The 26,446-nt window shown below is 62.5% G+C and carries 26 protein-coding genes; 15 read left to right on the top strand and 11 right to left on the bottom strand.

The window, feature by feature from the left end:
- Positions 1–25 precede the first annotated feature (25 nt).
- From A0W34_RS21730 to A0W34_RS21715, 4 genes are read right to left on the bottom strand one after another with little or no spacing between them, the layout of a single operon-like run.
- A complete protein-coding gene (locus tag A0W34_RS21730) occupies positions 26–892 on the bottom strand; it encodes an acyl-CoA thioesterase (RefSeq protein ID WP_054827295.1) in 867 nt (288 codons plus the stop codon).
- On the bottom strand, positions 889–1,713 hold the full coding sequence (locus A0W34_RS21725) for a DUF1295 domain-containing protein (RefSeq protein WP_081558259.1): 825 nt from the start codon (positions 1,711–1,713) through the stop codon (positions 889–891). Before A0W34_RS21725 ends, A0W34_RS21730 begins: the two co-directional genes overlap by 4 nt.
- Positions 1,710–2,633, bottom strand: a complete 924-nt coding sequence (locus tag A0W34_RS21720) for an SDR family NAD(P)-dependent oxidoreductase (RefSeq protein WP_058037860.1) — start codon at positions 2,631–2,633, stop codon at positions 1,710–1,712. Before A0W34_RS21720 ends, A0W34_RS21725 begins: the two co-directional genes overlap by 4 nt.
- Complete coding sequence (locus tag A0W34_RS21715) at positions 2,630–3,841, bottom strand: acetyl-CoA C-acyltransferase (RefSeq protein WP_081558258.1); 1,212 nt, start codon at positions 3,839–3,841, stop codon at positions 2,630–2,632. Before A0W34_RS21715 ends, A0W34_RS21720 begins: the two co-directional genes overlap by 4 nt.
- A gap of 123 nt (positions 3,842–3,964) precedes the next feature.
- On the opposite strand from A0W34_RS21715, the gene A0W34_RS21710 reads away from it, so the two are divergent.
- Genes A0W34_RS21710 through A0W34_RS21700 form a run of 3 tightly spaced genes read left to right on the top strand, consistent with a single transcriptional unit; the run spans position 3,965 to position 7,486 of the window.
- Positions 3,965–5,197 (top strand): acetyl-CoA acetyltransferase, encoded by a 1,233-nt coding sequence (locus tag A0W34_RS21710; RefSeq protein ID WP_030534916.1) that lies wholly within the window; start codon positions 3,965–3,967, stop codon positions 5,195–5,197.
- Positions 5,198–5,240: 43 nt separating this feature from the next.
- Positions 5,241–6,758: a carotenoid oxygenase family protein gene (locus tag A0W34_RS21705; protein WP_003940450.1), complete on the top strand. Its 1,518-nt coding sequence runs from the start codon at positions 5,241–5,243 to the stop codon at positions 6,756–6,758.
- Entirely contained in the window at positions 6,755–7,486 is a 732-nt protein-coding gene (locus A0W34_RS21700) for a hypothetical protein (protein ID WP_037128481.1), read from the top strand. The genes A0W34_RS21705 and A0W34_RS21700 overlap by 4 nt, the downstream gene beginning before the upstream one ends.
- Positions 7,487–7,560: 74 nt before the next feature.
- Here A0W34_RS21700 and A0W34_RS21695 read toward each other — a convergent pair whose 3' ends face one another.
- From A0W34_RS21695 to A0W34_RS21680, 4 genes are read right to left on the bottom strand one after another with little or no spacing between them, the layout of a single operon-like run.
- On the bottom strand, positions 7,561–9,204 hold the full coding sequence (locus A0W34_RS21695) for a long-chain-fatty-acid--CoA ligase (protein ID WP_081558257.1): 1,644 nt from the start codon (positions 9,202–9,204) through the stop codon (positions 7,561–7,563).
- Positions 9,201–10,256 carry an NAD(P)H-dependent amine dehydrogenase family protein gene (locus tag A0W34_RS21690; protein WP_081558256.1) on the bottom strand — a complete coding sequence of 352 codons (1,056 nt, stop codon included), beginning with the start codon at positions 10,254–10,256 and terminating at the stop codon, positions 9,201–9,203. Before A0W34_RS21690 ends, A0W34_RS21695 begins: the two co-directional genes overlap by 4 nt.
- A complete protein-coding gene (locus A0W34_RS21685) occupies positions 10,253–11,023 on the bottom strand; it encodes an SDR family oxidoreductase (RefSeq protein WP_081558255.1) in 771 nt (256 codons plus the stop codon). Before A0W34_RS21685 ends, A0W34_RS21690 begins: the two co-directional genes overlap by 4 nt.
- A complete protein-coding gene (locus tag A0W34_RS21680; RefSeq protein WP_081558254.1) occupies positions 11,020–11,607 on the bottom strand; it encodes a nuclear transport factor 2 family protein in 588 nt (195 codons plus the stop codon). The genes A0W34_RS21685 and A0W34_RS21680 overlap by 4 nt, the downstream gene beginning before the upstream one ends.
- Before the next feature lie 114 nt (positions 11,608–11,721).
- Between A0W34_RS21680 and A0W34_RS21675 the strand changes: the two genes are divergently transcribed.
- The 9 genes from A0W34_RS21675 (at position 11,722) to A0W34_RS21635 (ending at position 20,546) form a co-directional block, all read left to right on the top strand.
- A complete protein-coding gene (locus A0W34_RS21675) occupies positions 11,722–12,525 on the top strand; it encodes an ABC transporter ATP-binding protein (RefSeq protein ID WP_081558253.1) in 804 nt (267 codons plus the stop codon).
- Positions 12,522–13,235 (top strand): ABC transporter ATP-binding protein, encoded by a 714-nt coding sequence (locus A0W34_RS21670; RefSeq protein WP_003939931.1) that lies wholly within the window; start codon positions 12,522–12,524, stop codon positions 13,233–13,235. The genes A0W34_RS21675 and A0W34_RS21670 overlap by 4 nt, the downstream gene beginning before the upstream one ends.
- A 3-nt stretch (positions 13,236–13,238) precedes the next feature.
- Complete coding sequence (locus A0W34_RS21665; protein ID WP_003940241.1) at positions 13,239–14,135, top strand: branched-chain amino acid ABC transporter permease; 897 nt, start codon at positions 13,239–13,241, stop codon at positions 14,133–14,135.
- The gene (locus A0W34_RS21660) at positions 14,132–15,220 is read left to right on the top strand and encodes a branched-chain amino acid ABC transporter permease (RefSeq protein WP_030534909.1); all 1,089 of its coding nucleotides are present in this window, start codon (positions 14,132–14,134) and stop codon (positions 15,218–15,220) included. Before A0W34_RS21665 ends, A0W34_RS21660 begins: the two co-directional genes overlap by 4 nt.
- 58 nt (positions 15,221–15,278) lie before the next feature.
- Positions 15,279–16,562, top strand: a complete 1,284-nt coding sequence (locus tag A0W34_RS21655; RefSeq protein ID WP_003939841.1) for an ABC transporter substrate-binding protein — start codon at positions 15,279–15,281, stop codon at positions 16,560–16,562.
- A 13-nt stretch (positions 16,563–16,575) separates the two neighbouring features.
- A complete protein-coding gene (locus tag A0W34_RS21650) occupies positions 16,576–18,297 on the top strand; it encodes a class I adenylate-forming enzyme family protein (protein WP_081558252.1) in 1,722 nt (573 codons plus the stop codon).
- Entirely contained in the window at positions 18,294–18,695 is a 402-nt protein-coding gene (locus A0W34_RS21645) for a nuclear transport factor 2 family protein (RefSeq protein WP_081558251.1), read from the top strand. Before A0W34_RS21650 ends, A0W34_RS21645 begins: the two co-directional genes overlap by 4 nt.
- Positions 18,696–18,699: 4 nt before the next feature.
- Entirely contained in the window at positions 18,700–19,680 is a 981-nt protein-coding gene (locus tag A0W34_RS21640) for an LLM class F420-dependent oxidoreductase (protein ID WP_232329901.1), read from the top strand.
- 65 nt (positions 19,681–19,745) lie between these two features.
- Positions 19,746–20,546: a crotonase/enoyl-CoA hydratase family protein gene (locus A0W34_RS21635; protein ID WP_042451070.1), complete on the top strand. Its 801-nt coding sequence runs from the start codon at positions 19,746–19,748 to the stop codon at positions 20,544–20,546.
- A 46-nt stretch (positions 20,547–20,592) separates the two neighbouring features.
- Here the strand turns inward: A0W34_RS21635 and A0W34_RS21630 are convergent, their stop codons facing one another.
- Together A0W34_RS21630 and A0W34_RS21625 are read right to left on the bottom strand one after the other, a co-directional pair.
- Positions 20,593–21,894, bottom strand: a complete 1,302-nt coding sequence (locus tag A0W34_RS21630) for an MFS transporter (RefSeq protein ID WP_007727683.1) — start codon at positions 21,892–21,894, stop codon at positions 20,593–20,595.
- A 267-nt stretch (positions 21,895–22,161) separates the two neighbouring features.
- Positions 22,162–23,349 (bottom strand): ROK family transcriptional regulator, encoded by a 1,188-nt coding sequence (locus A0W34_RS21625; RefSeq protein WP_003946405.1) that lies wholly within the window; start codon positions 23,347–23,349, stop codon positions 22,162–22,164.
- A 194-nt stretch (positions 23,350–23,543) separates the two neighbouring features.
- Here A0W34_RS21625 and A0W34_RS21620 point away from each other — a divergent pair, with 194 nt between their 5' ends.
- From A0W34_RS21620 to xylB, 3 genes are all read left to right on the top strand, one after another.
- Positions 23,544–23,774: a DUF3263 domain-containing protein gene (locus A0W34_RS21620; protein WP_020970382.1), complete on the top strand. Its 231-nt coding sequence runs from the start codon at positions 23,544–23,546 to the stop codon at positions 23,772–23,774.
- 69 nt (positions 23,775–23,843) lie between these two features.
- On the top strand, positions 23,844–24,161 hold the full coding sequence (locus A0W34_RS21615) for a WhiB family transcriptional regulator (RefSeq protein WP_003946343.1): 318 nt from the start codon (positions 23,844–23,846) through the stop codon (positions 24,159–24,161).
- Positions 24,162–24,185: 24 nt separating this feature from the next.
- A complete protein-coding gene (gene xylB, locus A0W34_RS21610; protein WP_081558250.1) occupies positions 24,186–25,583 on the top strand; it encodes a xylulokinase in 1,398 nt (465 codons plus the stop codon).
- A 7-nt stretch (positions 25,584–25,590) separates the two neighbouring features.
- Here xylB and A0W34_RS21605 read toward each other — a convergent pair whose 3' ends face one another.
- Positions 25,591–26,307 carry an HAD family hydrolase gene (locus tag A0W34_RS21605; RefSeq protein WP_007727677.1) on the bottom strand — a complete coding sequence of 239 codons (717 nt, stop codon included), beginning with the start codon at positions 26,305–26,307 and terminating at the stop codon, positions 25,591–25,593.
- Positions 26,308–26,446 lie beyond the last annotated feature (139 nt).

The following is a 26,446-nucleotide window of genomic DNA, read 5'->3' as shown; positions in this document are numbered from 1 at the left end:
AATGGTCTGCAGAAAGAGTCGGGAATCACTCGGTGCGGGCAATGAGTAACGCTTCCTGAGTGATCTGGCAGATCTGGAGTCCGGACTGATCGAAGACCGCGGCATTCACTACTGCTCTGCCGGTGTGAGCTGTGGGGGTCGAGTGCTCGAAGAGCAGCCACTCGTCCGCCCGCACAGGGCGTTGAAACCACATCGTGTGATCGAGGGACACACCAGTCCAGTCCGTGTCGAGCGAGTGCTCCTGCCCGATGTCGTAGCCGTGCGGAGTCAGCGCGGTTGCCATCAGCATCAGATCACTGGCATAGGCGAGAGCAGCCACGTGAATCAGCGGATCGTCGCTCAGCCGCTGAGCCGAACGCATCCAGATGTTGCGCGGAGGCGCCGCCGAATGCGTCGTGGGGGCCTGCGAATCGATGGGGGACACACGAATCTCGATGGCGGAGAACTCCTCCCACACCTCTCCCAGCCCGCCGTCTGCCTCGGCCAACTCCTGCAACGTCACGCACTCAGCGGGCGGGAGTGCGGTAGGTACTGCGCGACTGTGAGTGATGCCCTCGTCGATCGAGGAGGCAGAGACCGTCGAACGGCAGACGAGTCGTCCGTCCTGGTGGACGTCGACGCCTCTGGTGGACAGGCGTTTTCCGTCCCGAAGGCGATCTACCGAGAACTCGGTCGCGCGATTCGTCGACCCCGGGCGAAGGAAGTGGGTGTGGACGGAACTGATCGCTTTGCCGTCGGTAACCGTGTGCCCGGCTGCGAGAATCGACTGGGCTACCAGTTGGCCGCCGAACAGCTGAGGCAGCCGAACACCGTCGTTCGACCCTTGCCACCGGTCCGGGCCGGTCGATTCCAGATCGAAGACGTCGGCGAGACCACTCGTGGGGGCGCTCACGACGCGTGGTTTCGTGCCGGACGGGGTGGACGAGGTAAGAATCCGCTGGTCCGGGCGACGTAGTCGTCGTAGGCCTGCCCCTTGCTCTTGCGCATGCCGCGTTCGAGAAGGGCCTTACCGCTGTAGCTCACCAGCAGTTTGATCATGACGATCGGAGAGACGATCGTGATCAGCGCCAATGGATCACCAAGCGCGAGGATGAACAGTCCGACCCAGACGCATGCATCACCGAAGTAGTTGGGATGGCGGGTCCAGGCCCAGAGCCCACGGTCCATCACCTTCCCGGCATTGGCCGGATCAGCTTTGAAGCGGGAAAGTTGGTAGTCTCCAACCGATTCGAAGACGAAGCCGACGGTCCAGACCGCGATGCCGATCGCGCCGAGGACTCCGAGGGCGCGAAACTCGTACATCGCGAACTGGACGGGCAGCGACACCACGAGAATGAGAACGCCCTGGAGGCCGTAGATTTTGCGAATCAGGAACGGAACCAGCGGTCCCTGTTGATGTTTGAGCAGGGCAGTATAGCGCTTGTCCTGCCCGTGCCCACGGTTTCGGAAGCCGATGTAGAGGCCGAGTCGCATTCCCCAGACCACGGTCAGAGCCAGCACGACGAGGCGACGCAGATCGTTGCCGTCCGACCCGATGGACGTCAGGTACGAGACGACGGCGACGACGGCGAAGCCAGGCCCCCAGCAGATGTCGATGATCGAGTGATTGTTCATCCGGATGGCGACGGCCATCACGACTGCGATGAAGACGAGGACGGCGAGTGCGCTCACACCGAAGTTCAGTGCAAGGTCGCCCACTGGGATGTCGGTCATGCGCGCGCTTTCTGATTGTGGTGGTCGAGCAGTTCGGAAGCGAAGTCCGCGAAGGCTTCCTGTGCGCTCGGATAGGTGTGAGGAGCGCCGAGTCGGCTGGTCACGAGTAGCGCGTCGAGCGCTTTGGCATCGAGTTCTGTGGTGGTGGGCAAGAATTCGGTCGAGCCCTCGACGGCGTCGGCCGAACGCACCCCGTTGCCTGCCGTGACGATCACCTGCCCGTTGGTCGTGGACTCGGGATCGACGAGGGCGGTGACCACCGGGGCTACCAGGTCGGCACCCATGATGTCGATGAATCGTGGATCCATTCCGGATTCGGTCATCTGCGTAGTGGCATAGGGCAGTACGACATTGGTGAACACATTGCGACTCGCACCTTCGCCGGCTGCGGTGCGTCCCAATGCGATGACGGCACCCTTGCTGGCGGCGTAGGCGGACACGGTGGGTTCTCCGTGCAGTCCTGCGGTCGAGGCAATCATCACGATGCGCCCGAATCCGGCTTCGCGCATCACTCGGGAGGCTTCGGCGGCGACCAGTGCGGTTCCGACGACGTTTGTCGTGATGACGGTGCTGAGGTTCTCGGCGGTGGTGCGATGAAGCATCTGTGGACCGCTGACCGCGGCGCTGGTGATGCAGAAGTCGAGTCGTCCGAACCGAGTGAGAGCGTCGTCCACCAACTTTCGGCCGACCTCGGGGTCGGTGACGTCGTCGTGGTTGGCGACGGCCTGTCCACCGGTTTCGAGGATTTCGTCGACGACCTGATCTGCAGGCCCTCGGCCGCTCCCGTCGAGTGTGCGATTCCGATTGTTGACGATCACCGTGACCCCTCGGCTCGCGAGATGCAGTGCGACGGCACGGCCGAGGCCCTTACCCCCTCCCGTGACGACGGCAACGCGGCCGGAGAGTGAACTGACGGTCATGAGGCGATCCGTTCGACGAGCACCGCGACTCCGACACCGGCTGCGCCGCTGACCGCGGCCACACCGTAGCGTCCGTCGCTCCGTACCAGTTCGTCGACACATGCGCCGACGAGAATTGCTCCGGTGGCGCCGAATGCATGGCCCATCGCCATCGTGCCTCCGTTGGGGTTCATGCGGTCCGGCCCGGCGTCAAGATCGCGGCGGAACCGTAGGCAGAGCGCGGAGAAGGCCTCTGCGAACTCGAACACGTCGATGTCCTGTGGACGAAGCCCGGCTCGCGCGATGACTGCCTCCACGGCGCTCTGACCCGCAGTGAGCATGAGGACCGGATTCACCGAAGTCGAGGCGGATCCGATGATCCGTGCGCGAGGGGTCAAGCCGGCTCTCGCCGCGGCTTTCTCGGATCCGAGGAGTAGGAGCGCTGCGCCGTCGGCCATGGCGGGAGAGGATCCGACGGTGTGCAGGTGTTCGACCTTGCCGACCTCAGGGTAGGCGGCGAGCGCGAGTGCATCCTGACCGGCGGCGCCGAGCCCTTCGAAGGCCGGAGGCAGCGCGGCGAGTCCCTCTGCCGTCGTCTCTGCCCTGACCAGTTCGTCGTGCGCGATTCCGGCTTCACCATTTCTGCCGGGGACAGGCACAACGGACCGCTCGAATGCGCCGTTGCGCCAGGCCTCGGCAGCCTTGTGCTGGGTTTCGACGCCGTACGCATCCAACTCGTCGCGGGAGTACCCCTCGATCGTGGCATTCAAGTCGGCGGCAACACCCATATGGATGGAACCGATCTGCGCGATAGTTGCCGGATCGGTCCACAGCGGTCCGCGATCACTGAACATCGGAGTCCGGGAGACGCTTTCGACGCCACCGGCCACGACGAGGGACACGTCGTCGCCGCGAATGCGGGCCGCGCTCTGGCCAACTGCGTCGACGCCGGATGCGCAGAATCGGTTGAGGGTTGCGCCGGGGACGGAGTCGCCCCAACCGGCAAGGAGTGCGGCAGTTCTAGCGATGTTCGCGCCCTGCTCGTCCACCTGCGATGCGCAACCGAGAACGACGTCGTCGATCTGTTCTGCGGCGAGGTTCGTTCGACCCTGCAAAGCCTTGGCCAGGTGGACGACAAGATCGACTGGGCTGTGTTCGTGGAGGGCGCCTCGCGCCGATGCTCGACCGCGCGGCGTTCGCACGTAGTCGAGGACAAAAGCATCAGTCATTTTCAACCCTTCAATTAGTAGAGTTACTCTGCTAGTTGTAGTACGGTTGCGGTGAAATTACAACCGCCGTTGCGCGGGTATCTCGGTGACGTCACCGAGGCCGGATCGGCAAGGGGAGAGGTCATGACTGTTTCGAACATTTGGATTCTCGGCGGGTACCAATCCGACTTCGCACGGAACTTCACCCGTGAGGAACTCGATTTCGCGAACCTTGCCGAAGAGGTGGTGAACCACACCCTGGATGCGGCGAAGGTTCCTGCCACCGACATAGAGGTGATCCACGTCGGTAATGCCTTCGGGCAATTGTTTGCCGGCCAAGGTCAGCTGGGCGCGATGCCCGCCACCGTGCATCCAGACCTGTGGGGTGTGCCCTCGTCTCGGCACGAGGCGGCGTGCGCATCGGGCAGTATCGCTGTACTTGCAGCGATGGCAGACCTGCGCGCCGGCAACTACGACGTGGCTCTGGTGATGGGTATCGAACTGGAGAAGACGGTTCCGGGTGATGACGCGGCTGGCCATCTGGGCGCTGCAGCCTGGGTCGGACACGAAGGTCAGGAAGCAAAATTCATGTGGCCGTACATGTTCGACCGTGTGTCGAAGGAGTACGGGCGGCGTTACGGGATCGACGAATCTCACCTTCGCGCGATCTCGCAGATCAACTTCGCAAACGCGAAGAACAACCCCAACGCGCAGACACGCGGTTGGGCGGTGCCCGATCTACTCGGAAATGCGGGTGGTGACGACACCACCAATCCCGTTGTGGAAGGTGGTGTTCGACGATTCGATTGCAGTCAGGTGACCGACGGTGGCGCCGGGGTTGTGCTGGTGACGGACAAGTACCTCCGAGAGCATCCTGATGCCGCGGCGACTCCGCTGGCCCAGATCGCGGGCTGGGGTCACCGGACAGTTGGTTTAGGTCTCGAGCAGAAGCTGGCCCGCGACGCCGATAATCCCTACGTGATGCCACACGTTCGGGATGCGGTGATGGGTGCCTTCTCCCGGGCCGGAGTCGACCTGGCCGGGATAGACGGGATCGAAACACATGATTGTTTCACGGCGAGTGAGTATCTCGCGATCGACCACATCGGTCTGACCGCGCCCGGCGAGTCGTGGAAAGCCATCGAGAGTGGTGATATCGCCATGGGCGGCAAGCTACCGATCAACCCCAGCGGCGGTCTGATCGGCGGTGGTCATCCGGTGGGTGCCAGTGGTGTTCGAATGCTTCTCGACGCGGCCCATCAGGTGACGGGAACGGCCGGCGGTTTCCAAGTCGAGGGTGCGAGCCGCTTTGCGACGCTCAACTTCGGTGGAAGTACGGCCACCACCGTCAGTTTTGTCGTCGACGCAGTTTCCTGAAAGTGCAGCCCAGCCTTTCCCCATCAGTCGAAAAGAGAATTCCATGGACGTCGAAATCGTAGGCAAGTTGTTGTCCACCCTTCCCGCCGATGACGATCACCCGTATCGCACCGGCCCGTGGCAACCCCAGACCACCGAGTTCAAAGCGGACAACCTCGAAGTCGTATTCGGTGAGGTTCCGAAAGACCTCGACGGTGTCTACCTGCGTAACACCGAGAATCCGCTCCATCCCTCGATGAAGGCGTATCACCCCTTCGACGGTGACGGCATGATTCACATCGTGGGCTTTCGCGACGGAGAGTCGTTCTACCGCAACCGATTCGTACGTACCGACGGCTTGGCGGCCGAGCAGGATGCCGGCGCTGCGTTGTGGGCCGGGCTTGCCGAGTCTCCCAAACTCAGTCGCCCCGAGGGCGGCAAGGGTGCGCGCACCCGGATGAAGGACGCGTCCAGCACCGACGTCGTCGTTCACCGGGGGACTGCTCTCACCAGCTTCTACCAGTGCGGAGATCTGTATCGTCTCGATCCGATGTCGGCGGAGACACTCGGCAAGGAAAGCTGGAACGGCAAGTTCCCCTTCGAATGGGGTGTGTCCGCGCATCCGAAGGTGGACGACAAGACCGGAGAAATGCTGTTCTTCAACTACAGCAAGGAAGCGCCGTACATGCACTACGGCGTGGTGGACTCGGCCAACGAGTTGGTCCACTACGTCGACGTCCCACTTCCCGGTCCGCGCTTGCCGCACGACATGGCCTTCACGGAGAACTACGCGATCCTCAACGACTGCCCCTTGTTCTGGGATCCGGTTCTGCTGGAGAAGGGCGCGCACGTCGCGAATTTCCATCCCGATATCCCGCTGCGTCTCGGAGTCATCCCACGCCGCGGAAATACTTCTGACATCAAGTGGTTCGAAGCCGATTCGACCTATGTCCTGCACTTCGTGAACGCCTACGAAGAGGGGGACGAGATTGTTCTGGACGGTTTCTACCAGGGTGATCCGGAGCCGTCGGACAACGGTATGGGCAATCAGTGGGAGCGCGCCTTCCGTTTCCTCGCTCTCGATCGCATGCAGACCCGGCTTCACCGCTGGCGTTTGAACCTGGTCACCGGAGCCACGCGTGAAGAGCAACTCAGTGACTCGATCACCGAATTCGGCATGATGAACGGCAATTTCGCGGGTGAGAAGTACCGATACGCCTATGCGGCTTCGGGTAAGCCGTCGTGGTTCCTGTTCGACGGCTTGGTCAAACACGACCTGCTTACGGGGAACGAGGAACGATTCTCCTTCGGTGACGGCGTGTATGGAAGCGAGACCTCGATGGCACCACGCGTGGGTGGTACCGCCGAAGACGACGGCTATCTCATCACGTTGACCACCGACATGAACGAGGACGCGTCCTTCTGCCTGATCTTCGACGCTGCCCGCGTCGGAGACGGACCATTGTGCAAACTTCGCCTTCCCGAACGGATTTCGAGTGGCACCCACTCGACGTGGGCGCCGGGTGCCGAGCTCCGACGCTGGCAGAGTGCCGACACCGCAGCCGAAGCGGTCGGACTGTGACGGGCACGCACGACGCGGGCACGTGGGAGATCCTGCGACAGGTGGTGATCGGTGCACGAGACCTGGACAAGACCGGTCAACAACTACGTGAAGCGTTGAATCTGGCACCAGGATTCACAGATCCACTGCTCGAAGACATCGGTTTGGCCGACGAGACCTTGGCCGTCGGGCCGCAGGCATTTCTCGAGATCGTCGCACCGCTCGACGAGACGGTCTCGCTGGCGAGATGGATCCGCAAGGGCGGAGGGGAGGGCGGCTATGCACTCTCGATCCAGGTTTCGAACATCGAGCCCTATCTGGAACGTGCAGCTGCGGCCGATGTTCGGACGGTGGCAGATCTCGAGGCCTACGGTCACCGGATCGTCCAACTTCATCCCGGTGATCTCGGACTGCTCGTAGAACTCGACGAGATTCCCGACGCCGACGAGTGGTTCTGGGATGAGACGGAGAAGGAGGTTTCCCTCGATCCCTGGGTCGACGACATCCTCGGCGTCGACGTGTCCTCGCCCGATCCGGCCAGGACGGCGACGCTGTGGGCCGAAGTGTTCGGAAAGAAACCGGTCTCGGCGCAACCACTCTCGATCAGGCTGGGATCACGCGTCGTGTCGTTCGTTCCGGGGGAGCGGTCGATGCTCACTGCAATCGATCTGGCGGCGTCGAGCGGCGCGTCTGCCGTCGAGCCCGGGCTGAGTGTCGGCGGCGTGGAGTTCCGGATTCACCCACGCTGAGCGTGCTTCACATCGAACGACAGAAATCGGGGCCGATCGCTCGAAGCGACCGGCCCCGAATTCGTGTCATGGACTCAAGCGAAGTCCTGTCGCAAACGAGTCTTGAGCAGCTTCCCGCTAGCGTTGCGTGGCAGCTCCTCGATGAACCGAACCGCACTGGGGCACTTGAAGTGAGCCAGTCGCTCGCGTGACCACTCGATGATCTCCGCTTCGGTTGCATCCGAATCAGCAGCTCGAACGACTACGGCAAGGGGAGTCTCACCCCACCGATCGGAGTGAACGCCGACTACCGCCACCTCGCGGATGCCGGGGTGCCCGGAGAGAACACTCTCCACCTCGGCCGGATAGACGTTCTCACCGCCGGAGACGATCATGTCCTTGAGGCGGTCGTGGAGGTAGAGATAGCCGTCCTCGTCGAACGATCCGCCGTCTCCGGTGCGAAGCCAGTCACCGTCCAACATGGTGGCCGCAGTGGCTGCTTCGTTACGCCAGTAACGCTTCATGACGTGAGCGCCGCCGATGACGACCTCGCCGCGGGTACCGACCGGGACGTCTTCGAGCGTCACGGGATCGACGATGCGGATGGGCACTCCGAACATCGGCTGCCCGACGGACTTCAACCGATGCGCGGTCGACTCGTCGGTCGCCCGATGATCTTCCGGGGTCAGCATGGTGACGCCGCCGGTCGACTCGGTGAGTCCGTATGCCTGCAGGAAACTACACCCGAAGACCTCGGTCGCGTCTTGCAACAGGGGCAGTGGCATCGGCGCGGCTCCGTAGACCAGGAACTGCAGGGCACTCCAATCTGCCTCGCGCACAGCCGGAAGGGAGGTCAGGACGCTGATCACCGCGGGAACGGCGACCGCATGCGTGACTTTGTACTCCTGCATCAGCGCGACGAGTTCGAGAGGTCCGGCGATGGTCTCGAGCAGTAGAGCGCCACCGCCGAGCGTCGTGACCAGGGCGAGACCCAGTCCGGCCACATGGAAGAACGGAACCGGGCACATAGCCACGGAGTCGGTGTCGAGATCGAGCAGGTGATACATGGTGGCGAGGGCACGGCCGAGGTTGGCGCCGGTGAGTTCGATTCCCTTGGGGTGACCGGTGGTTCCCGACGAGTAGAAGATCAGCGCTGTGTCGTCGGGGCGGCGCGACGACCCCGGATCGTCGTCGCCGACACCGGAAAGCCAGTCGTTCCACGAGATCGAGTTTCCGGAACCGTCCACCGTGACGACGGTCCGGACGCTACCGACCGCCGCGGCGACGTCGGAGAGGCCCTCATCGCCTGCTCCGAGTACGACGACGGTCGGCTCGCTGTTGCTCAGGATGTAGTCGACCTCGCCCGGTGCCAGCCGATTGTTGACGGCCGTCAGGATCGAGCCCATCTTCGAAGATCCGTACAGGACGGAGAGGAAAGACGGTGCATTGGCCCCGATGTACGCCACCCGGTCGCCGGGTCGAACACCATCGCGCAGAAGTGCATTCGCGACACGATTTGTTTCGATGTCGAGTTCGCGGAAACTGGTACGCCCGTCATCGGAGATGACGGCGGTGCTCTTCGGACTGGCAATCGCCCGGCTGCGTAGCAAGTCTTCCAGATTCTGCACGGGGCGACCGTCGGGCAGGAGCGCGTTCACGGAAGGTTCACGGACGGCAGGTTCACGGGTGGCAGGTTCACGGGTGGCAGTCGAACCTACGTCCGTCGGCTGAGTTGTCATGCTGAATGCTCCAATCTGAAGGGGGCAAAGACAGGGGGTTCGAAAATGCCGGCGGGAGCAGCGAGTACATGCTCGACGGCGCGTAGTGCCGGGCCTGCAGTGATGAACTGACCGGCTGTCGTGCGACTGTTCGGATCTTGTGGTTCGACCAGGTTGACGGTCATCACGATCTCGGGTTTGCCGAAGAGGTGGACTTCCCATTGGTCCCGTCCCGCGTATTCGTCGCGATCAGGTTCCATGGTCCAGATGATGGCGAGGGTGAGGAACTGCTTTCCGTCGACCATTGCGTGCCAGCGCCATTCGGTGGTTCCGACGGTTCCCGCGGCGATGCGTCCGGCGGCGACGTCGAGATCCGTACGTGCCGGAACGACCCTGTGATCGGACACGACCTCGTCGTAGGTGACGCCCAGGCGCTCGCACATGAACGCGATGGTCTCGAGGTACAGCGACGCGTACAGCGAGGGCAACGGCCCGGTTCCGTCCAGTTCCTCCGGGGGCGAACCCATTCCCATGACGGTGAACGCGAAGCCGGGGTCAGGCATGCCGCGAGCGTCGAGCACCTCGTCGATCGTAATTCGGTCGAGTTCGATCGATGTTCCCGTCAGCGCCAACGCCAATCTCTCACCGATGACGCCTGGGCTCACCCCGACGCCGAAGAGCGTCGAATCGCCTTCCTTGCATGCTTGGGCGAACATGTGCTCGCGTTCGGTGCCGTGTGCGCGGGGGAAGTGCTGCCCGGCCGTTGTGATCACGTTGATCCCGGCGCGAAGCAGACGGCACAGATCGTCGTCGTGGCGTTCGTACGGAATCTGCAACCGCGGACTGTGGATGAGAACCTGTGGGCGCGAGCGGATGATCTCGTCCACGTCGCGTGTAGCGATCACCCCCGTCGGTGCTCGTCTGGCGATGTCACCGGCGTCTCGACCCGCCTTGGCGTCGCTGTACACGTAGAGGCCGACCAACTCGAGGTCGGGACGATCGATGATTCCGCGTAGCGCCGTCTTGCCGATGGCGCCGGTCGCCCACTGGGCAACACGAATCGGATCGCTCATGATCGGGTGGTCAGTTCGCCGGCGAAGAGGAGCTTGCCCAGTCCGCGTTCGTACCGAATCGGGTCGCGGGCCAGGCGCGCACGCGCGTCGATTGCCATGAAATCGGTGTCGCACGTCCACTCGCCGCGTTGCATGGCGGCGAGTCCGGTTGCCGCGATGTCGAGAGGGTTTTCCTTGTGGCCCTGCACATGTGACGCCATGCGGGTGTCGACGCTGCCGACGATCAACGACGTGACGGTGATGCCGTGCGGTTCGAGTTCGGCGCGAGCGATGCCGCCGAGCGACAGAGCAGCCGCCTTGGCCGGTGAATAGCCACCCATGAAGGCGGTCGGAGCGATTGCGGCCACCGACAGGACGTTGACTATCGATCCTCCGCCGCGGGCGGCGAGTACCGGCGCGAAGGCGCGGATCATCGTCAGAGGCCCGAAGTAGTTGACCTCCATCTCGGCTCGCGCACCCGCTTGGTCGTCGGCCTCGATCAACCGATTCCCGGTGAACAGTCCGGCATTGTTGACGACCACTGTGGTGTCACCGCACGCCCTGGCCGCTGCATCGACGAGTCCTGGATCGGTCACGTCGAGTTCGACGATGTGTGCTCCGGTGGATCGCAGCTCGGCGGGCGCCTCGTCGGGATTTCTCACCCCTGCATAAATTTTGGCGGCACCCATCGACTTCGCCTGTTGGACGAAGGCCAAGCCGAGCCCTCGATTGGCGCCGGTGACGAGGACAGTCGCGCCCTCTATCGGCGTTCCGCGAAACCTTGTCATGAGTGCTCCTGTGTCTGCCGTGTGTAGATGAGGTCGTCGGGAAATTTCTTGCTCTTCTTCAAAGACGTTTCAGGCGCGAGCATCCCGAAGATCCAGCCTTCGGCTGTGGCCATGTCGTGGTTCCAGTCCCACCGCAGTGCGCGGTGGCGGATTCCCCACCTGCCGTCCTCGTAGCCGAAGCGGTCGATCAGGCGCGCCGAGGTGAGTGTGTCGGCTATGCCGTCCGAGTGCTTGATTCGCGCGAAGGCAAGCACGTAGGACTCGACGTGTGCTGTGGCCCCGTCGAGTTCGATCAGGACGTTGGTCATTGCGTGGGTCGTCAGTGACCGTGGGTGAGTGATGGCCCCGGCGATGTGGTCGATGTAGTCGTCGGCGGTGCCGGTGAAGACACCCCCGTGGTCTTCGGTTGCGCCGGGTAGATAACACCGCCTGGCGTCCTCGACGTCTCCGCGATCGGCAGCTCGGAGGAAACGAGCCAGAACCTCGTAGATTTCCTGCTTGGCGACGAGAGCGTCGACCCGGCTGTAGTCCCTGACGTCTGGGCCCCCGCCGCTGTCGACTGCGTGAATGTTGTTGGACCTCACGATGATGTCCCTTCTCGGCTCCGGATCGGGGGCCGCACGTTGACGGAGTGCCTCTGTTTACTGTAGTAATCTCTATCACACTGTTAATTGAAGTGTCACGAGGAGGTGAAACCAATGCTTGGAAACACACCACCCGCACAACCTGCGAATGACCCGGTCGTACTCACGCTCTCCGATGTATCGATCGAATTCGGCGGAGTTACGGCTCTCGACGACGTCGGCTTCGACGTCCACGCCGGCCAGATCTGCGGACTCATCGGGCCGAACGGCGCTGGTAAGACCACGCTGTTCAACTGCATCACAAGGATTTACGAACCGAGTCGCGGTGTCATCACCTGGCAAGGAACCGACCTCTTGGGATTGCGGCCCTATGCATTGGCATCTGCAGGGATCGCTCGGACCTTCCAGAATCTCGCACTGTTCAGCGGCATGAGCGTCTTCGACAACACCATGGTCGGCGGATCGTCTCGGGGCCGCTTCGGACTGGCGAGAGGGCTTCTCGGCTGGCCTCCAGCGCGCGCCCGAGTCCGAGAACTGCGAGAGAAGGCCTGGTACCTGCTCGAACGCCTCGAACTCGTCGACGTCGCGAACGCGCCGGCAGCAGGCCTTCCGTTCGGAACACTCAAGCGCGTCGAACTGGCACGAGCATTGATGTCCGAGCCTTCGCTGCTTCTGCTCGACGAGCCCGCCGGCGGGCTCACACACAGCGAAGTCAAGGAGTTGGGAGAACTGATCGTCTCGCTCCGCGACGACTTCGGCTTCGGAGCGCTTCTGGTCGAACACCACATGGGATTGGTGCTGGGTATCTCCGATCACGTTGTCGCACTGAACTTCGGCCACAAGATCGCTGAAGGTACTCCGGCGGAGATCCAGCAGAACGACGCCGTGATCAATGCCTATCTGGGGCGAGCGGCATGAGCCTGCTGAGCGTCGATGATCTGCATGCCGGTTACGGGCGAGGCAATGTACTGCACGGGGTGTCGCTCGACGTGGAACCCGGCGGGGTCGCTGTTGTTCTCGGCGCGAACGGTGCCGGCAAGACCACCATGATGCGCGCGCTTGCCGGATTGATTCCGCACCAGGGAACGATCACCTTCAACGGTTCGCCGCTCGGATCCAAACCTGAACGCGCCGTGGCCGCCGGCGTCAGCCTTGTCCCACAGGGCCGTGGAACTCTCGGTCAACTGTCGGTACGTGACAACCTGCTCGTCGGCGCTGCGCTTCGCAACGACAAGGCGGAGATCGAGGCCGACATCGAGCGGTGGTGTGAGACATTTCCGGTGCTCGCGAGGAGGTCCACACAGTTGGCAGGTTCGCTGTCAGGCGGTGAACAGCAGATGCTCGCGGTCGCGCGGGCATTGATGAGCCGTCCCACCCTGCTTTTGTGCGACGAACCGAGCCTGGGTCTGGCGCCCATCGTCATCGCCGAATTGTTCGACACGCTCGGTGCGATCAACCGGAGCGACGGAACTGCACTGCTGATCGTGGAACAGAATGCCGATCTCGCGATGAAACTCGCGTCGAAGGTCTTCCTGCTCGACGTAGGCACCATCGTCGCTGCCGGCACGCCCGAGGAATTTCGTTCGGACGACGTCGTGCGCAGCGCCTATCTCGGGTACCAGGAGTAAACGGTGACACTCTTTCTCGAACGACTCATCTCCGGATTGACCAACGGCTCGATCTACGCAATTCTCGCGCTGGCACTCGTGGTGGTGTTCCGTGCCACCGGCACGATCAACTTCGCTCAGGGCGAGTTGGCCCTGTTCACAACCTTCGTGGCGTGGTGGCTCACAACGATGTCCTGGCCGATCTGGGCCGCGATCGGAGCGGCTCTCGCTCTCGGCTTCCTGCTCGGGGCGTTGATGGAGCGTCTGCTCATCCGGCCGGTTCAACGTAGAAGTGACATGGCAGTGCTGATAGTGGCACTGGGATTGTTCACCGGGCTCAACTCGTTGGCCGGAATGCTGTGGGGGAGCGAAACGAAGATCATGCCGAGCCCGTTTCCCAACGGTCCCACCGACTACATCTCAGTGGGCGGCGCGCGCGTGTACGGCGACGCACTGGGCGTACTGGTTGCGCTCGTTGTCCTACTTGTGTTGATGTCCTTGCTCTTTCGCAAGACGAGAGTCGGTCTGCACATGCGTGCCGTCGCGGACAATGCCGAATCTGCCACTCTCGCCGGAGTTCCGACCAGCCGGATACTCGCAATCGGCTGGGGTGTTGCGGCAGCGATCGGCGCACTGGCCGGTGTCCTGGTCACTCCGCTCTCGCCGCAACAACTCGGCCTTACGACCATGTTCCCGATCTTCATCGCAGCATCTGCGGCAGCGCTGTTCGGCGGTCTGGACAGTCTTGTCGGCGCAGTTGTGGGTGGGTTGACGATCGGTGTTCTGGAATCGATGCTCAGCGGCTACATTTCGGTCATCGGCGGTTCGCTGCAGCAGACATCCGCGCTACTGATCATCGTGGTGATCCTCTTCGTCAGACCCAATGGACTGTTCGGTACCAAGAAACTGGAGCGGGTATGACGACGCTTGCCGAGAGAAATGAACCCGCGGTCGCCGAAAAGGCAGTCAGGCAGCCGCGCGTGGTGGTTGCCGGATCGACGTCGTACCGGATACTCCAACTGGTTCTGCTGGTGGCTGCCGTCTGTGCCCTGCTCCTCGTGTCGCAGAGCGCGCCGTTTCGCGTAGGGCAGTTCACGAGTGTCTTCATCATCGCGATTGCCATCGCCGGACTGAATATCGTCAGCGGGTACACCGGACTTCTGTCGATCGGCCATTCTGCCTTCTTCGGCCTCGGCGCGTACACGACCGGCGTTCTGATCGTCGATCGCGGATACTCGCCGTTGACCACAATCCCGATGGCAGTCGTATTGTGTTTCGTACTAGGACTTCTCGTCGGGCTTCCCTCCTTGCGGATCAAAGGGCTGTATCTGGCCCTCGTTACCCTCGCCGTCGCTGTGGCGTTTCCCGAAGTGATCCGCAAGACCGGGGATCTCACCGGTGGCGCGGCCGGCATGGTCGTTCGTGCGAATCTTCTGGTCCCGCCGAAATGGACGGGTTTGACCCGCGCGGACACCTATCTCTGGATCTTCTGGGTTTCGGTAGTGACGCTGGCAGTGGTCATGCTCCTGATCCGCAATCTCGTCAAGAGTCGATTCGGTCTGGCAATGGTTGCGGTGCGCGACAACGAGATTGCGGCGAGTGCAAACGGCATCAACGTCGCGCGGGTCAAGATTCTCGCTTTCGGACTTTCCGGCGCGATCACCGGTCTGGCAGGTTCGCTGTTCACGATGTACATCGGCGCGCTCTCACCCGAGTCCTTTTCGTTGATGAAGTCGATCGAGTTCATCACCGGACTGGTGTTGGGCGGAATCGCAACGCAATTCGGCCCGATCGTCGGGGCGACGGCAGTGGTGTTCCTGCCGTACTACACCGGAAGCGTCACCGACGGCCCCGTGTCGGGAGTTGTGTTCGGCGCGGTGCTGATCGCGATCGTGTTCTTGATGCCGGACGGAATCGTCGGCCGGATCAACAGTGTTCTCCGACGGTTTGTCCTCGTGGTTCCCGCAGATCATCCCAAGTATCGCGAAGGTGAACCCCGCACCTGAGCGCCGTCTCCCTCGCCCACTCTCGTTTCTCTCAACTCACAGCAAGGAACTGGACGATATGAAAAGGCAGACCACGATTCCCGCAGTCATCGCCGCTGCGGCACTACTCCTTTCGGCCTGCGGAGGTAACTCCGACGCAGAGAGCAACACGTCGACCTCGGCCGGAGCAGTATCGGTCGACGACTGCAGCGATCCCAGTGGTGCCGCGGCGCCGATCACCGACAAACTCACGGTGGGGTGGAGTGGTCCGACGTCCGGCCCGCTCGCCGACGCGGTCGGCAACGTGATCGAAGGAATGCGAGCACGGTTCGAGGTCGAGAACGCGGCCGGCGGCGTCGGCGGCGTCAAGCTCGACGTCGTGGTCAAGGACGATGCCTTCTCCCCGGAGCGCGCCAAAGCCAATGTCGGAGAGTTCATTCAGAAGGACAAGGTCGACGTTCTGGGCACGTTCGGAGCAGGCCAGTTGAACGCCATCGCGGACGACCAGACCACTGCCTGTGTTCCACTGCTCTTCGCGCAGGCAGGCATGCCCGAGTTCCGGGTGATCGAAGACTTTCCGTGGACCACGGAGTATCTACCGGATCCGGGCGTCGAGATGGAGGTAGTGGTCGAAAGCCTGAAGAAGAAGTATCCGAGCGGCGCCAAGGTTGCCTTGGCCACGAACCAGACCGAGTCCGGACAAGGGATCGCCAACGGCTTCAAGTCCGCGATCGAAGGAACGAACTTCGAGATCGCAGCCGAAGAGGCGCTGACCGACCCCAAGACGGCGGCATCGACCCTCAAAGCCAGTGGCGCCGAGGTATTGGTGGTGGCCGGTGTCACCACCGATTGCCTCGCGATCACCCAGGCGATCGGACGTGTCGGATGGAAGCCCGACACCGTGATTCAACCGTCGAACTGCGTCGACGGTGCGACGCTGTATGCGCCCGCGGGTGATGCTGCCGACGGGCAGCAGGTGATGGTGTGGCTCAAGGATCCCAACAACGCCCTCTACAAGGATGACGCGGCGGTACGTGACTACCTGGCCGGTGCGGCTGCTCACGGTGCCGATTCCCCGACCAACAGCTACACCGTGAACGGCTGGGCCATCGGTGACCTGTTGGTGGACAACTTCACTCGGGCCTCTGAGTCATCCGACGGACTCTCACGCGCCAGCATCATGAGTGCCGCACGAACGCAGGACTACCACCCGCCGATGTTCATCGACGGAATCAAATTCACGATGACCGCGGACCATGCATTGGGAATCCTGGCATTCCAGCCGTTCGAGTGGAACGCCGCTACCCAGGCGTTCGAGAAGCAGGGCGACGTGATCGACATTTCCGGCCGTTACGAGAACTGAAACGAGTACGCGAATGAACAAGGCACACAGGGGATTGCACCCTCGCGTCAAGGTGGACGAATACACCTCGAAGGGGTGGTGGTCCGACGAGACGATCGATCAGGTGTTCCGGGCGCAGGTGCGGGTACGCGGTGACGAACTTGCCGTGGTTGATCCGGCGAACCGGAGCGAGTTGTCCGGCGGAGATCCGCGACGCCTCAGTTGGAACCAACTGGAGAGCGAAGTCATCGCGCTCGCTGCCGGCTTCTCCGAGGTGGGTTTGGGCCGGGGAGATGTTCTGGGCGTGCAGATGCCCAATACCGTCGAATTGGTCGAGGTCTACCTTGCAGCGTGGTCTCTGGGGATCGTGGTCTCGCCATTGCCCATGCAGTACCGCGAACGTGAAGTGGAAGGAATGGCAAACCAGGCGGCGTTTGCAGCATTTGTCACCGTACCCAGTTTTGGTGACAGACTCCCTGCTACGGAGATCGCTGCAATCAGATCCCGGATTCCCTCTCTGAGATCGGTGTTCGCCTACGCTCCCGCATCCGAGCTTCCGGCCCAGTTGCCGGCCGGTGTCGTGGGGCTGAGTCCTCGGGCGGCCACCGAAACACAGCGCAGTGAATTGGATGTCCGAATCACCGAAGATCCCAACAACCCCAACGATGCGATGACGATCTGTTGGACCTCCGGGACCGAAAGCGAACCGAAGGGGGTCCCACGTTCGCACTACGAGTGGCTGGCCATCTGCTGGGCCACGATCGACGCTCCCGACATCGGTGTCGGCGACGTCTTGCTGAACCCGTTCCCGATGGTCAACATGGCCGGAATCAACGGAATGTTCCTGCCGTGGCTCCGCACGGGATGTGTACTGGTACAGCACCACCCGTTCGATCTTCGAGTTTTCCTCGGGCAGATCGAGGCCGAGCGCGTGACGTACACGGTAGCGCCGCCTGCGCTGTTGTGGATGCTGCTCGCCGACGAGTCGATGCTCGCGGCGGTCGACCTGTCGAGCTTGACTCGGATCGGTTCGGGTTCGGTGCCACTGCAACCTCCGATGGTCCGGGGATGGCAGGAGCGATACGGAATCGGAGTCATCAACTTCTTCGGATCCAACGAAGGCATCAGTCTGCTCTCCTCGCCTGCGGACATGCCGGATCCGGACGACCGCGCACGGTACTTCCCCCGCTTCGGTGTCGAGAACTTTCGCTGGAGCACCAGAATCTCCGACTGGATGGACGTGCGCTTGGTCGACGTGGTCACCGGCGAGGACATCACCGAAGTCGGGCACCCGGGTGAGTTGCGAATCAGCGGACCGACGGTCTTTGCCGGCTATCTCGGCGATCGGCCGTCTCCGTTCGACGAACGCGGATTCCTCTGCACCGGAGACATCTTCGAGATTGCCGGTGATCACGGGCAGTTTCTCCGCTACCTGGACCGGGGGAAGGACCTCGTGATCCGCGGCGGAATGAACATCGCCCCAGCCGAACTGGAGGGATTGATCGCCGAGCATCCGGCCGTCGCGGATGTGGCCGTCATCGGCGACCCCGACGAAGTACTCGGTGAGCGCGTCGCAGCAGTGGTCACGCTGCGGCCCGAGACGGAACTCGAGCTGGACGCTCTGGTCGCGTTCCTGAAGGACAAGCGCATTGCGTCGTACAAACTTCCCGAGCGGCTGGAGATTCGGAAAGAACTGCCGCGCAATTCGACCGGAAAGATCCTCAAGCGTGAGCTTCGACAGAAGAGTGTGGCATGAGTGTGATGAACGACAGTGACAAGCTTGCGTTGGCGCGTGAGATGTTCCAGGCGTGGGACGTCATGGACTGGACACGCGTCGTCGACTTGTTCGCCGAGGACGGTGTGCTCCACAGCGTCATGCAGGAACCTCTTGTCGGCAAGGAGGCCGTTGCGGGCCGAATTGCGTTACTGGCAAGCAAGTGTGAACGGATCACACTGAAGATCGAGTCTCTCGGCGTGATCGACGGAAGGGTATTTGTGCAGCGAGTGGACGACTTCCACTTCGACGGTACCCATGGCGTCGTTCCTGTTGTCGGAATCCTCAGCATGGCAAACGGACGGATCACCGAGTGGCTCGAGTACTACGACCGTCCGACACTGTTGGAGGGAATGGGTCTTGTCTCCGACTTCGAGTAGAGGTTTGCCGACCATCGACATCTCCCTGGGGTTGTGGCAGGACCGTCCGCCGCAGGAGGTGACCACTACCGCGCGCCTCGCCGACAAACTCGGGTTCGGCCGAGTGTGGGTGGGGGAGATGGCGACGTACGACGCCTTTGCGCTGGCGACGTCGGTCGGCGTCGGCTTCGAGTACTCCGAACTGGTGGTCGGCCCACTCGCGGTGACGGTTCGTGATCCGGCGATGATCGCGATCGGGGCGGCGTCGGTGGCCGATCTCACCGGGCGCCACGTGTCGATCGCCTTGGGTACGTCCAGCACTGTCGTGGTCGAAAAATGGCATGGACGAAGCAGGTCCGGGGCAGCTCGGGCGCTCGCGGAGTCCGCCCGCGGTGTGCGAGCGCTCATGAACGGCGAGCGGGGCGAAGTCGCCGGAACGGTGATGCGGACCAGTGGATACCGGCTGCGACTTCAACCGCCGGGCGGCCGGCTGATCGTTGCGGCATTCGGGGACAAGGCGCTTCGGGCCGCGGTGGAGTTGGGCGACGAACTGGTGCTCAATCTGGTCAGCCCGGAGCAAGCGGGGCGCCTGATCACACGGTGCAAGGAAATCGCTGCCGAGTTGGAAACCGGCATGCCTTTCGTGTCGGTGTGGGCACCGGCTGCCGTCGCCGAGAATGGACCGTCACAGGTGTCGATCGATCAACTTCGACGCGGGCTCGTACCGTATCTGGCTGCTCCGGGGTACTCGGACATGTTCGTCCGCGCGGGCTTCGCTGATGTGATCGAGGCAGCCAGGGCCGGGGCCGCGCCGCGCGAGCTCTTGAGCCAGGCCTCGGACGCGATGGTGGCAACGGTGGGAATCGTCGGGACTCCGGCCGATGCCCGCGAGCAACTCGAGGCGTACCGAGCGGCGGGAGTGGACTCCGTCGTGGCCGTGCCTTCATCCACTGATTCGGATCCTGCCGGCAAAGTGACCATGGAACTTCTTGCGGAGATGGCATGACGGACCCCCGACGAACTTACTCTCAGGTAAGTTCGTCGGGGGTATGTCTAACCGAAGGAGTAGCCGTGAGTGATCGCGTTCGTGTCGAGGTAGTGCAGTCGGTGGCGTACGTGACGCTCAGCCGACCGGAGAAACTCAACGGTCTCGATCTGGACATGCTCGACGCCCTGGTGGACGCCGCTCGAACTATCGAAGCTGATCGTTCGATCCGGGGCGTGATTCTTCAAGGCGCGGGTGACGCGTTCTCGGCCGGGTTGGACTTCGCCTCTGCGGGTAAGCAACCGAGGCGCATGGCGAAGGCCTTCGCGAAATTTCCCGGTCAGAAGACCAACCTCTTTCAACGCGCGTGCTGGGTGTGGCGCGAATTGCCCGTGCCGGTCATCGCGGTCGTTCACGGGCACTGCTTCGGTGGGGGACTGCAATTGGCGCTCGCCGCAGACTTTCGATTCACCACCCCCGATTGCACGTTCTCGGTGATGGAGGCGAAGTGGGGATTGATCCCCGACATGACCGGAACGGTCACGATGCGCGAACTCGCGGCAATGGACGTCGTGAAACGCCTCGCCATGACTGCTGAACTGTTCGACGGAAATCAGGCTCTCGAGTGGGGGTTCGTGAGCGGAGTCAGCGACAATCCGATCAAGCCGGCGCAGGAACTGCTGTCGCAGATCGCGGTTCGCTCGCCGGACGCCGTCGCAGCGACGAAGACGTTGCTGCACAAGACCTGGAACCGCTCGCCTCGCGGCGCGTTCTGGATCGAATCGCGGATCCAACTGGCGCTGATGCGAGGCAAGAACCACAAGATCGTGCGCACAGCGAATGCTGCGAAGAAGTTGCCGGAGTTCGCCTTTCGAAAGTTCGGCTGACAAACTCCGGCATCGCGACGCCGTTGGGCGTCCACATTCAGGTCGATTACACCATCAGGTCTCGTCCTGATCGATCCTTGATGAGCATCGTGGCGACGAACGAGACCGCGGCCAGCAGGGCGAGGTATATCGAGATGGCAAGGGTGCCACCGGTCTTGCCGAGGAGCCACTGTGCGACGGTGGGAGCAAAGGCGCCGCCGAAGATGGTGCCTACCGCGTAGGAGATCGACGCACCGCTGTAACGGATCGAAGCCGGGAACAGTTCGGCGAACAACGCGGGTTGAGGTCCGTACGACAGCCCGAGTCCGACCGAGAACAGGATCATCGCCACGTAGATCCAGCCGAGATTCCCGGTGTCGATGAGGAGGAAGAACGGCACCGCGAAGAGGACCATTGCGAGGTTGCCCACGTTCATCACCGTGGTGCGGCCGCGTCGATCCGACCAGTAGGCGCCGATCATGGTGAAAACGCCCCACGTGACGGCACTTGCGAGCGTGGCAATCAGTAGTTCGGTCTTACCCAGGCCATAGGTCTTGGTTGCGTACGCGACGATGAATCCGCCGATCACCATGTAGCCGTTGCCGTTTGTGCCGATGAAGGACAGCGCCGCGAGTACGACCTGCTTCGGGTGTTTCTTGAACAGAGTTCGGATAGGCGTGTTGCTCTCGGTGCGGCGTTCCTTGAGTTCGGCGAATACGGGTGACTCGCTGACCTTGCTTCGAATGTAGAAGCCGACGCCGATCAACACGACGCTGAGCAGGAACGGCACTCGCCATCCCCAGGTGGTGAACTGTTCGTCCGTGAGGGTGAACGTGCACAGTGCCAAAACGCCGGTGGCGAGCAACATTCCGAGCGGTACTCCCATCTGTACGAACGCTCCGAAGAATCCTCGACGCTTGGTGGGTGCGTGTTCGACGGCAAGAAGAGCGGCCCCGCCCCATTCGCCGCCCGTCGAGAATCCTTGGACGACGCGAAGCAGGATCAACAGGATCGGTGCCCAGATTCCGATCGATGCATACGTCGGCAGCACGCCGATGAGAACCGTCGCGGCACCCATCATCGCCAACGTCGCGACCAGGACACGTTTGCGGCCGAGCCTGTCGCCGAGATAGCCGGCCACGATGGCACCGAGAGGACGGAAGACAAAGCTGATGCCGACCGTGACGTAGGAGACGATCTGGCCTGCCGAGCCCATCGGCTTGAAGAACAGGTCGGCAAAGATCAGGGCTGCAGCTTGGGCGTAGATGAAGAAGTCGTACCACTCGACGGTGGTGCCGACCATCGACGCCATCGCGGCGCGGTCGTATTCCTTCGCGGCGGGCTTGGTGCCAGTTCTGGTTGTGGTCATCGAGCTACTTTCTGCCAGTCACGTGGTTCACCGAAACGGTGAAACTGCGAAGTCGGAACAGGGGAGAAACGCTGTTCGATCTGCGACGTTGCCGGTGTGCTCGGTGCATGCTTTTGGCTGACTCGGAGCGTTCCTGCGCGATCTCATCGTCGATATCGACAACCGAATGATCGGTAGGTAATGATTTATGCAGAAGTGTGAGCGTCAACACAAGCGATGCCGGAAAAGTCTGATTGTTTGATGCGGAGCGTGCGAGAAGTCAGCGACTCACGTGTGGAGTGACGCCGCGATCCGCAGATCGATTTCCCTGGCGCTGAGCAGATGGTCGAGGACGAGAACCGCACAACCGAGGATGCCGGATTGTGCGCCGTGGCTGACCGAAGCGATCTGAAGCTTTCGGGTGGCAAGCGCCGTTGCGTTGCCGTAGACGGACTCCCGAAGCCCGGCGAGGAAGAGTTCGTCCGCCTCGGCCATGTCGCCGCCGATGATCAGGACCTCGGGATTGAGGAGATTGACCGCGCCGGAAATGACGTCGCCGATCAGTCGGCCGCTGCTTCTGATGAGCCGGCGGGCTTCGCTGTCGCCGTCCAGGGCGAGGCGGACGACATCACGCACGTGACCGACGCTTCGGCCCTGATCTCGGAGGGCGTGCACGAGAGCCCAACCGCTGGCGACAGTTTCGACGCAGCCGACGTCGCCGCAGCGACACTTCATGCCCCGCGCTGCAGCGGTTTTGGTATGCCCGATCTCGCCGGACGCTCCGAGTGAACCGCGTTGGAGGACTCCGCCCATGACGATTCCTGCGCCGAGGCCGGTTGACGCCTTGATCATCAGGAGGTTGGGCGCACTCTCGCGTCGCTCGCTCAATTCGGCCAGAGCCATCACGTTGGCATCGTTGTCCGCGAACAGCGGAGCCGTGGTCACCGATGCCAGATAGGGGGCAAGCGCGACTCCGTCCCACCCCGCCATCATCGGAGAGTCGAGGCTTGCTCCCGCGGCGACGTCGACCGTTCCGGGAATGCTCAGTCCGATTCCGATGACCTCGGTAGACGCGCGGTGGACCTGGGCCAGTAGTGACGAAAGATGCTCGGCAATTTCGGGCATCAGTTCGTCGGGGCCGACCCCGACCGACTTGTCGATGTCTTCTGCCGCGAGGATCGTGCCCGCCAGATCGGTGACGGCAAGTTGTGCCCGCGATCGACCGATTGCCACGACGAGAACCACGCCGGACGAGTTCGCGAACGTGAGAGTGGACGGCGGCCGACCGCCTGTCGACGGGCCCTCGTCGTCATCGGCGATCAAACCAAGCGATTGAAGTGCTGCAACCCTGGCCGATACCGCCGTCCTGGACAGGCCGGTGAGCTTCCCGATCTCGCTGCGCGTGGTTGCGGAACCGCTGCGTATCAGCGTGAATACCTCTCCCGCAGTAGCCGGAGTCGTGGACGGTCGGGTCATTGTCCTATTCAAGCATTCCTCGTCGGTAACTTCAGCGTGCGAAAGTTGGCATACTTTGTTCACAAAAAGACGTAAGTAGGTCTTGTGAAAAAGCAGAAGTAGGCATAGTCTGTGTCTTGACTCACTGCCACGGGCGTCCGAGGAGACGAGTCGCAGTTTCTGTGAAGCAGGGCGCACAAACAGGGGAGAACCTGATGAGCCGCACCGATACACAAGAGATCGTCGAGTTCGCACGTAAGTGGCAGCAGTTCGACGGTGGACCTGACGAAGAGATCTTTGTAACCTTCGGCCTCGCCCCGGACGAGTATTTCCGCAGGCTGCAGGCAATTCTCGACGACGGCGTCGTAGCGCTGACTCCGCCGGTCACCGGCGAACTCGCAACGGTCTGTGCACATCGACTCGGCCAATCGGCCAGGCGTCGATAAGTCCGACCCGGCGTCAGCCCAGAGTCACCCGAATCCGTGTCACCCGAGTAAGGAATTGAGGTCGCCATCATGCACAAGCACCTTCCGATGCCGTACCCGACCGCCGAAGTGTGGGACTGGCAGCTGCAGGGAGCGTGCCGCGGGCACGATTCCGCGGTGTACTTCCATCCGGACGGCGAGCGTGGACACGCCCGCGAGAACCGTGAACGCAACGCCAAGAAGGTCTGCGCGACGTGCCCTGTACTCCAGCAGTGCCGCGAACACGCACTCTCCGTCCACGAGCCGTACGGCATCTGGGGTGGAATGACGGAGACCGAGCGCGCAGAATATGTGCGATCGCTGCGTAAGCGCAGCAACCGGATGCCCGCGGTCGCCAACGCGAGCTGACGGTCCTTCGGAAAGGACGCCAGTGTGACCCTCGTAGCCGGTATCGATTCGTCTACCCAGTCGTGCAAAGTCATTGTCCGTGATGCCGATTCGGGAGAGCTGGTACGAGAAGGGCGGGCGGCGCACCCCGTCGGTACCGAGATAGATCCGGCATGCTGGCTCGAGGCGATGGACAGTGCAATCGCCGCGGCGGGTGGGCTCGGCGACGTCGCAGCCGTATCGGTCGGAGCTCAACAGCACGGCATGGTGTGTCTGGACAGTGGCGGCGAGGTTGTCAGACCGGCGTTGCTGTGGAACGACACTCGGTCGGCGAAGGCTGCGACCGATCTGGTCGAAGAGTTCGGCGGACCCAAGGCGTGGGCCGACGCAGTTGGTGTAGTTCCGGTCGCCGCGGTCACGGCAAGCAAGCTTCGATGGCTGGCAGATCACGAACCCGGCAATGCCGATCGCACTGCCGCGGTGTGTCTTCCGCATGACTGGTTGTCCTGGAAGTTGGGTGGGTCCGGCTCGATCGAGGAGCTTGTTACCGACGCGGGCGACGCCAGTGGAACCGGCTATTATGCTGCCTCGACGCGCGAATATCGTAAAGATTTGCTGGCGTTGGCATTTCGCGGTCGAACCCCGCATGTTCCCCGAGTTGCATCGCCGAACGAAAAGATCGGAAGTACACGTTCCGGAGGTATTGTCGGGCCTGGCACCGGTGACAATGCCGCAGCCGCACTGGGTTTGGGAGCAGTTCCCGGTGACGTGATCATCTCGATCGGAACATCCGGCGTCGTCTCGGCTGTATCGGCCACCCCCACGCATGATCCCGGCGGGAACGTGGCAGGATTCGCGGACGCAACCGGCCTGCACTTGCCGCTGGTGTGCACTCTCAACGGCGCGCGCATTCTTGATGCGACGGCGTCCATTCTCGGTGTCGATCACGCCGAACTGTCGCGGTTGGCGTTGACGGCGCCCCTCGGAAACGACGGGCTGGTCATGATTCCGTACTTCGAGGGTGAACGGACGCCCAACCGCCCTGACGCCACGGGGGCCATGCACGGATTCCGGCTGCAGAACTCGACGCCTGCGCACTTTGCACGAGCCGCAATCGAAGGACTCCTGTGCGGCTTGGCCGACGGCGTCGACGATCTGGTTCGTCAAGGCGTCGAGGTGAAGCGAGTTCTCCTCGTCGGAGGCGGAGCGAAGTCGCGCGCTCTCTGTGAGATCGCGCCGGCAATTCTCGGAGTGCCGGTCGTGATCCCTGCTCCGGGTGAGTACGTCGCCGAAGGGGCATGCAGGCAAGCAGCATGGGCACTGTCCGGGGACACGCAGCCGCCGGTGTGGCCGAAACCGGAAGAGCGACGATTCGACGCCGAACCAGCTCCCCACGTGCGCGAGCGCTACGCGTCGTTGCGCGAACTCACCGAAGGTGTCTGAGCGCTCCCTACAGAAGCCCGAACTTCCGCACTGCGTCGAGTAGCGCGTGCGGGCGTTCGGTCGTCGGCAGGGGATCGACGAGTGCGAACTGGCAACCGACGTCACGGGCAGCGCCGTCGGCGATGTCGCTGTCACCGACCATCAGAGTCTGTGCCGCATCCACATCGAGTTGTGCGAGGGCGTACTCGAAGATCGCCGGTTCGGGCTTGACTGCACCCACCTCGAACGAGAGAACGAACTCGTCGACCCAGACGTCCCAGCCGCGGTCGGCGAACGCCGGACGGATGTCGAAGGCGATGTTGCTCAAGACGGCAGTGCGTATGCCCTTCTCCGACAGTGACTTCAGGACCTCGCCGGTATCCGGGTACGGCGACCACTGATCCGGATCGACCAGCAGGGCGTAGAAAGCTTCGGCCCGAACCGGATCGGGCACCCCGGACTTACTCAACACGTCGAGGTAAGCCTGACGATGCAACTTCGGATCCCGGTCGCGGTTCTCCCACGCGTAGATCCCCGCTTCGTCCATCTCCACGGTTCTGCCCACCGGCGCGGTCATCCGACGCATCAGCTCGGCTTGAGCGTGCACGTCGAGCGGATCGCCTTGGTGATCGACGAGGTGCTCGGTCCAATCGTCGCTCTCCTCCAAACGGAAGAGGGTTCCGGAGAAATCGAACAGCGTCGCGGCGATATGTCCGTCTTGATGGGCCGTGCTGTCAGTGTTCACCTCGACAGGTTATCGGCGTCCGCTTTCCGATGCGTGATGTGAGCCAGTGCACGCGTACTTTGAGAGAGCACATTTTCCGAGGTTCCCCCGACGGGCACGATTTCGATGCCCCGGATGAACCGAACGACGAGGGGGATCC

Source organism: Rhodococcus sp. BH4, assembly GCF_002079265.1.
GTDB classification, from domain to species: Bacteria; Actinomycetota; Actinomycetes; order Mycobacteriales; family Mycobacteriaceae; genus Rhodococcus_F; species Rhodococcus_F qingshengii.
Note: the sequence above shows the minus strand (reverse complement) of the source record. Positions and strands in the feature narration are given on the sequence as shown.

Coding starts and splice junctions, on each gene's coding strand:
- A0W34_RS21705 (WP_003940450.1), top strand. CDS start 5,241: ATGGACGTCGAAATCGTAGGCAAGTTGTTGTCCACCCTTCCCGCCGAT.
- A0W34_RS21620 (WP_020970382.1), top strand. CDS start 23,544: ATGAGCCGCACCGATACACAAGAGATCGTCGAGTTCGCACGTAAGTGG.
- A0W34_RS21650 (WP_081558252.1), top strand. CDS start 16,576: ATGAACAAGGCACACAGGGGATTGCACCCTCGCGTCAAGGTGGACGAA.
- A0W34_RS21690 (WP_081558256.1), bottom strand. CDS start 10,256: ATGAGCGATCCGATTCGTGTTGCCCAGTGGGCGACCGGCGCCATCGGC.
- A0W34_RS21710 (WP_030534916.1), top strand. CDS start 3,965: ATGACTGTTTCGAACATTTGGATTCTCGGCGGGTACCAATCCGACTTC.
- A0W34_RS21645 (WP_081558251.1), top strand. CDS start 18,294: ATGAGTGTGATGAACGACAGTGACAAGCTTGCGTTGGCGCGTGAGATG.
- A0W34_RS21660 (WP_030534909.1), top strand. CDS start 14,132: ATGACGACGCTTGCCGAGAGAAATGAACCCGCGGTCGCCGAAAAGGCA.
- A0W34_RS21625 (WP_003946405.1), bottom strand. CDS start 23,349: ATGACCCGACCGTCCACGACTCCGGCTACTGCGGGAGAGGTATTCACG.
- A0W34_RS21670 (WP_003939931.1), top strand. CDS start 12,522: ATGAGCCTGCTGAGCGTCGATGATCTGCATGCCGGTTACGGGCGAGGC.
- A0W34_RS21720 (WP_058037860.1), bottom strand. CDS start 2,633: ATGACCGTCAGTTCACTCTCCGGCCGCGTTGCCGTCGTCACGGGAGGG.
- A0W34_RS21695 (WP_081558257.1), bottom strand. CDS start 9,204: ATGACAACTCAGCCGACGGACGTAGGTTCGACTGCCACCCGTGAACCT.
- A0W34_RS21715 (WP_081558258.1), bottom strand. CDS start 3,841: ATGACTGATGCTTTTGTCCTCGACTACGTGCGAACGCCGCGCGGTCGA.
- A0W34_RS21615 (WP_003946343.1), top strand. CDS start 23,844: ATGCACAAGCACCTTCCGATGCCGTACCCGACCGCCGAAGTGTGGGAC.
- A0W34_RS21725 (WP_081558259.1), bottom strand. CDS start 1,713: ATGACCGACATCCCAGTGGGCGACCTTGCACTGAACTTCGGTGTGAGC.
- A0W34_RS21655 (WP_003939841.1), top strand. CDS start 15,279: ATGAAAAGGCAGACCACGATTCCCGCAGTCATCGCCGCTGCGGCACTA.
- A0W34_RS21675 (WP_081558253.1), top strand. CDS start 11,722: ATGCTTGGAAACACACCACCCGCACAACCTGCGAATGACCCGGTCGTA.
- A0W34_RS21685 (WP_081558255.1), bottom strand. CDS start 11,023: ATGACAAGGTTTCGCGGAACGCCGATAGAGGGCGCGACTGTCCTCGTC.
- A0W34_RS21630 (WP_007727683.1), bottom strand. CDS start 21,894: ATGACCACAACCAGAACTGGCACCAAGCCCGCCGCGAAGGAATACGAC.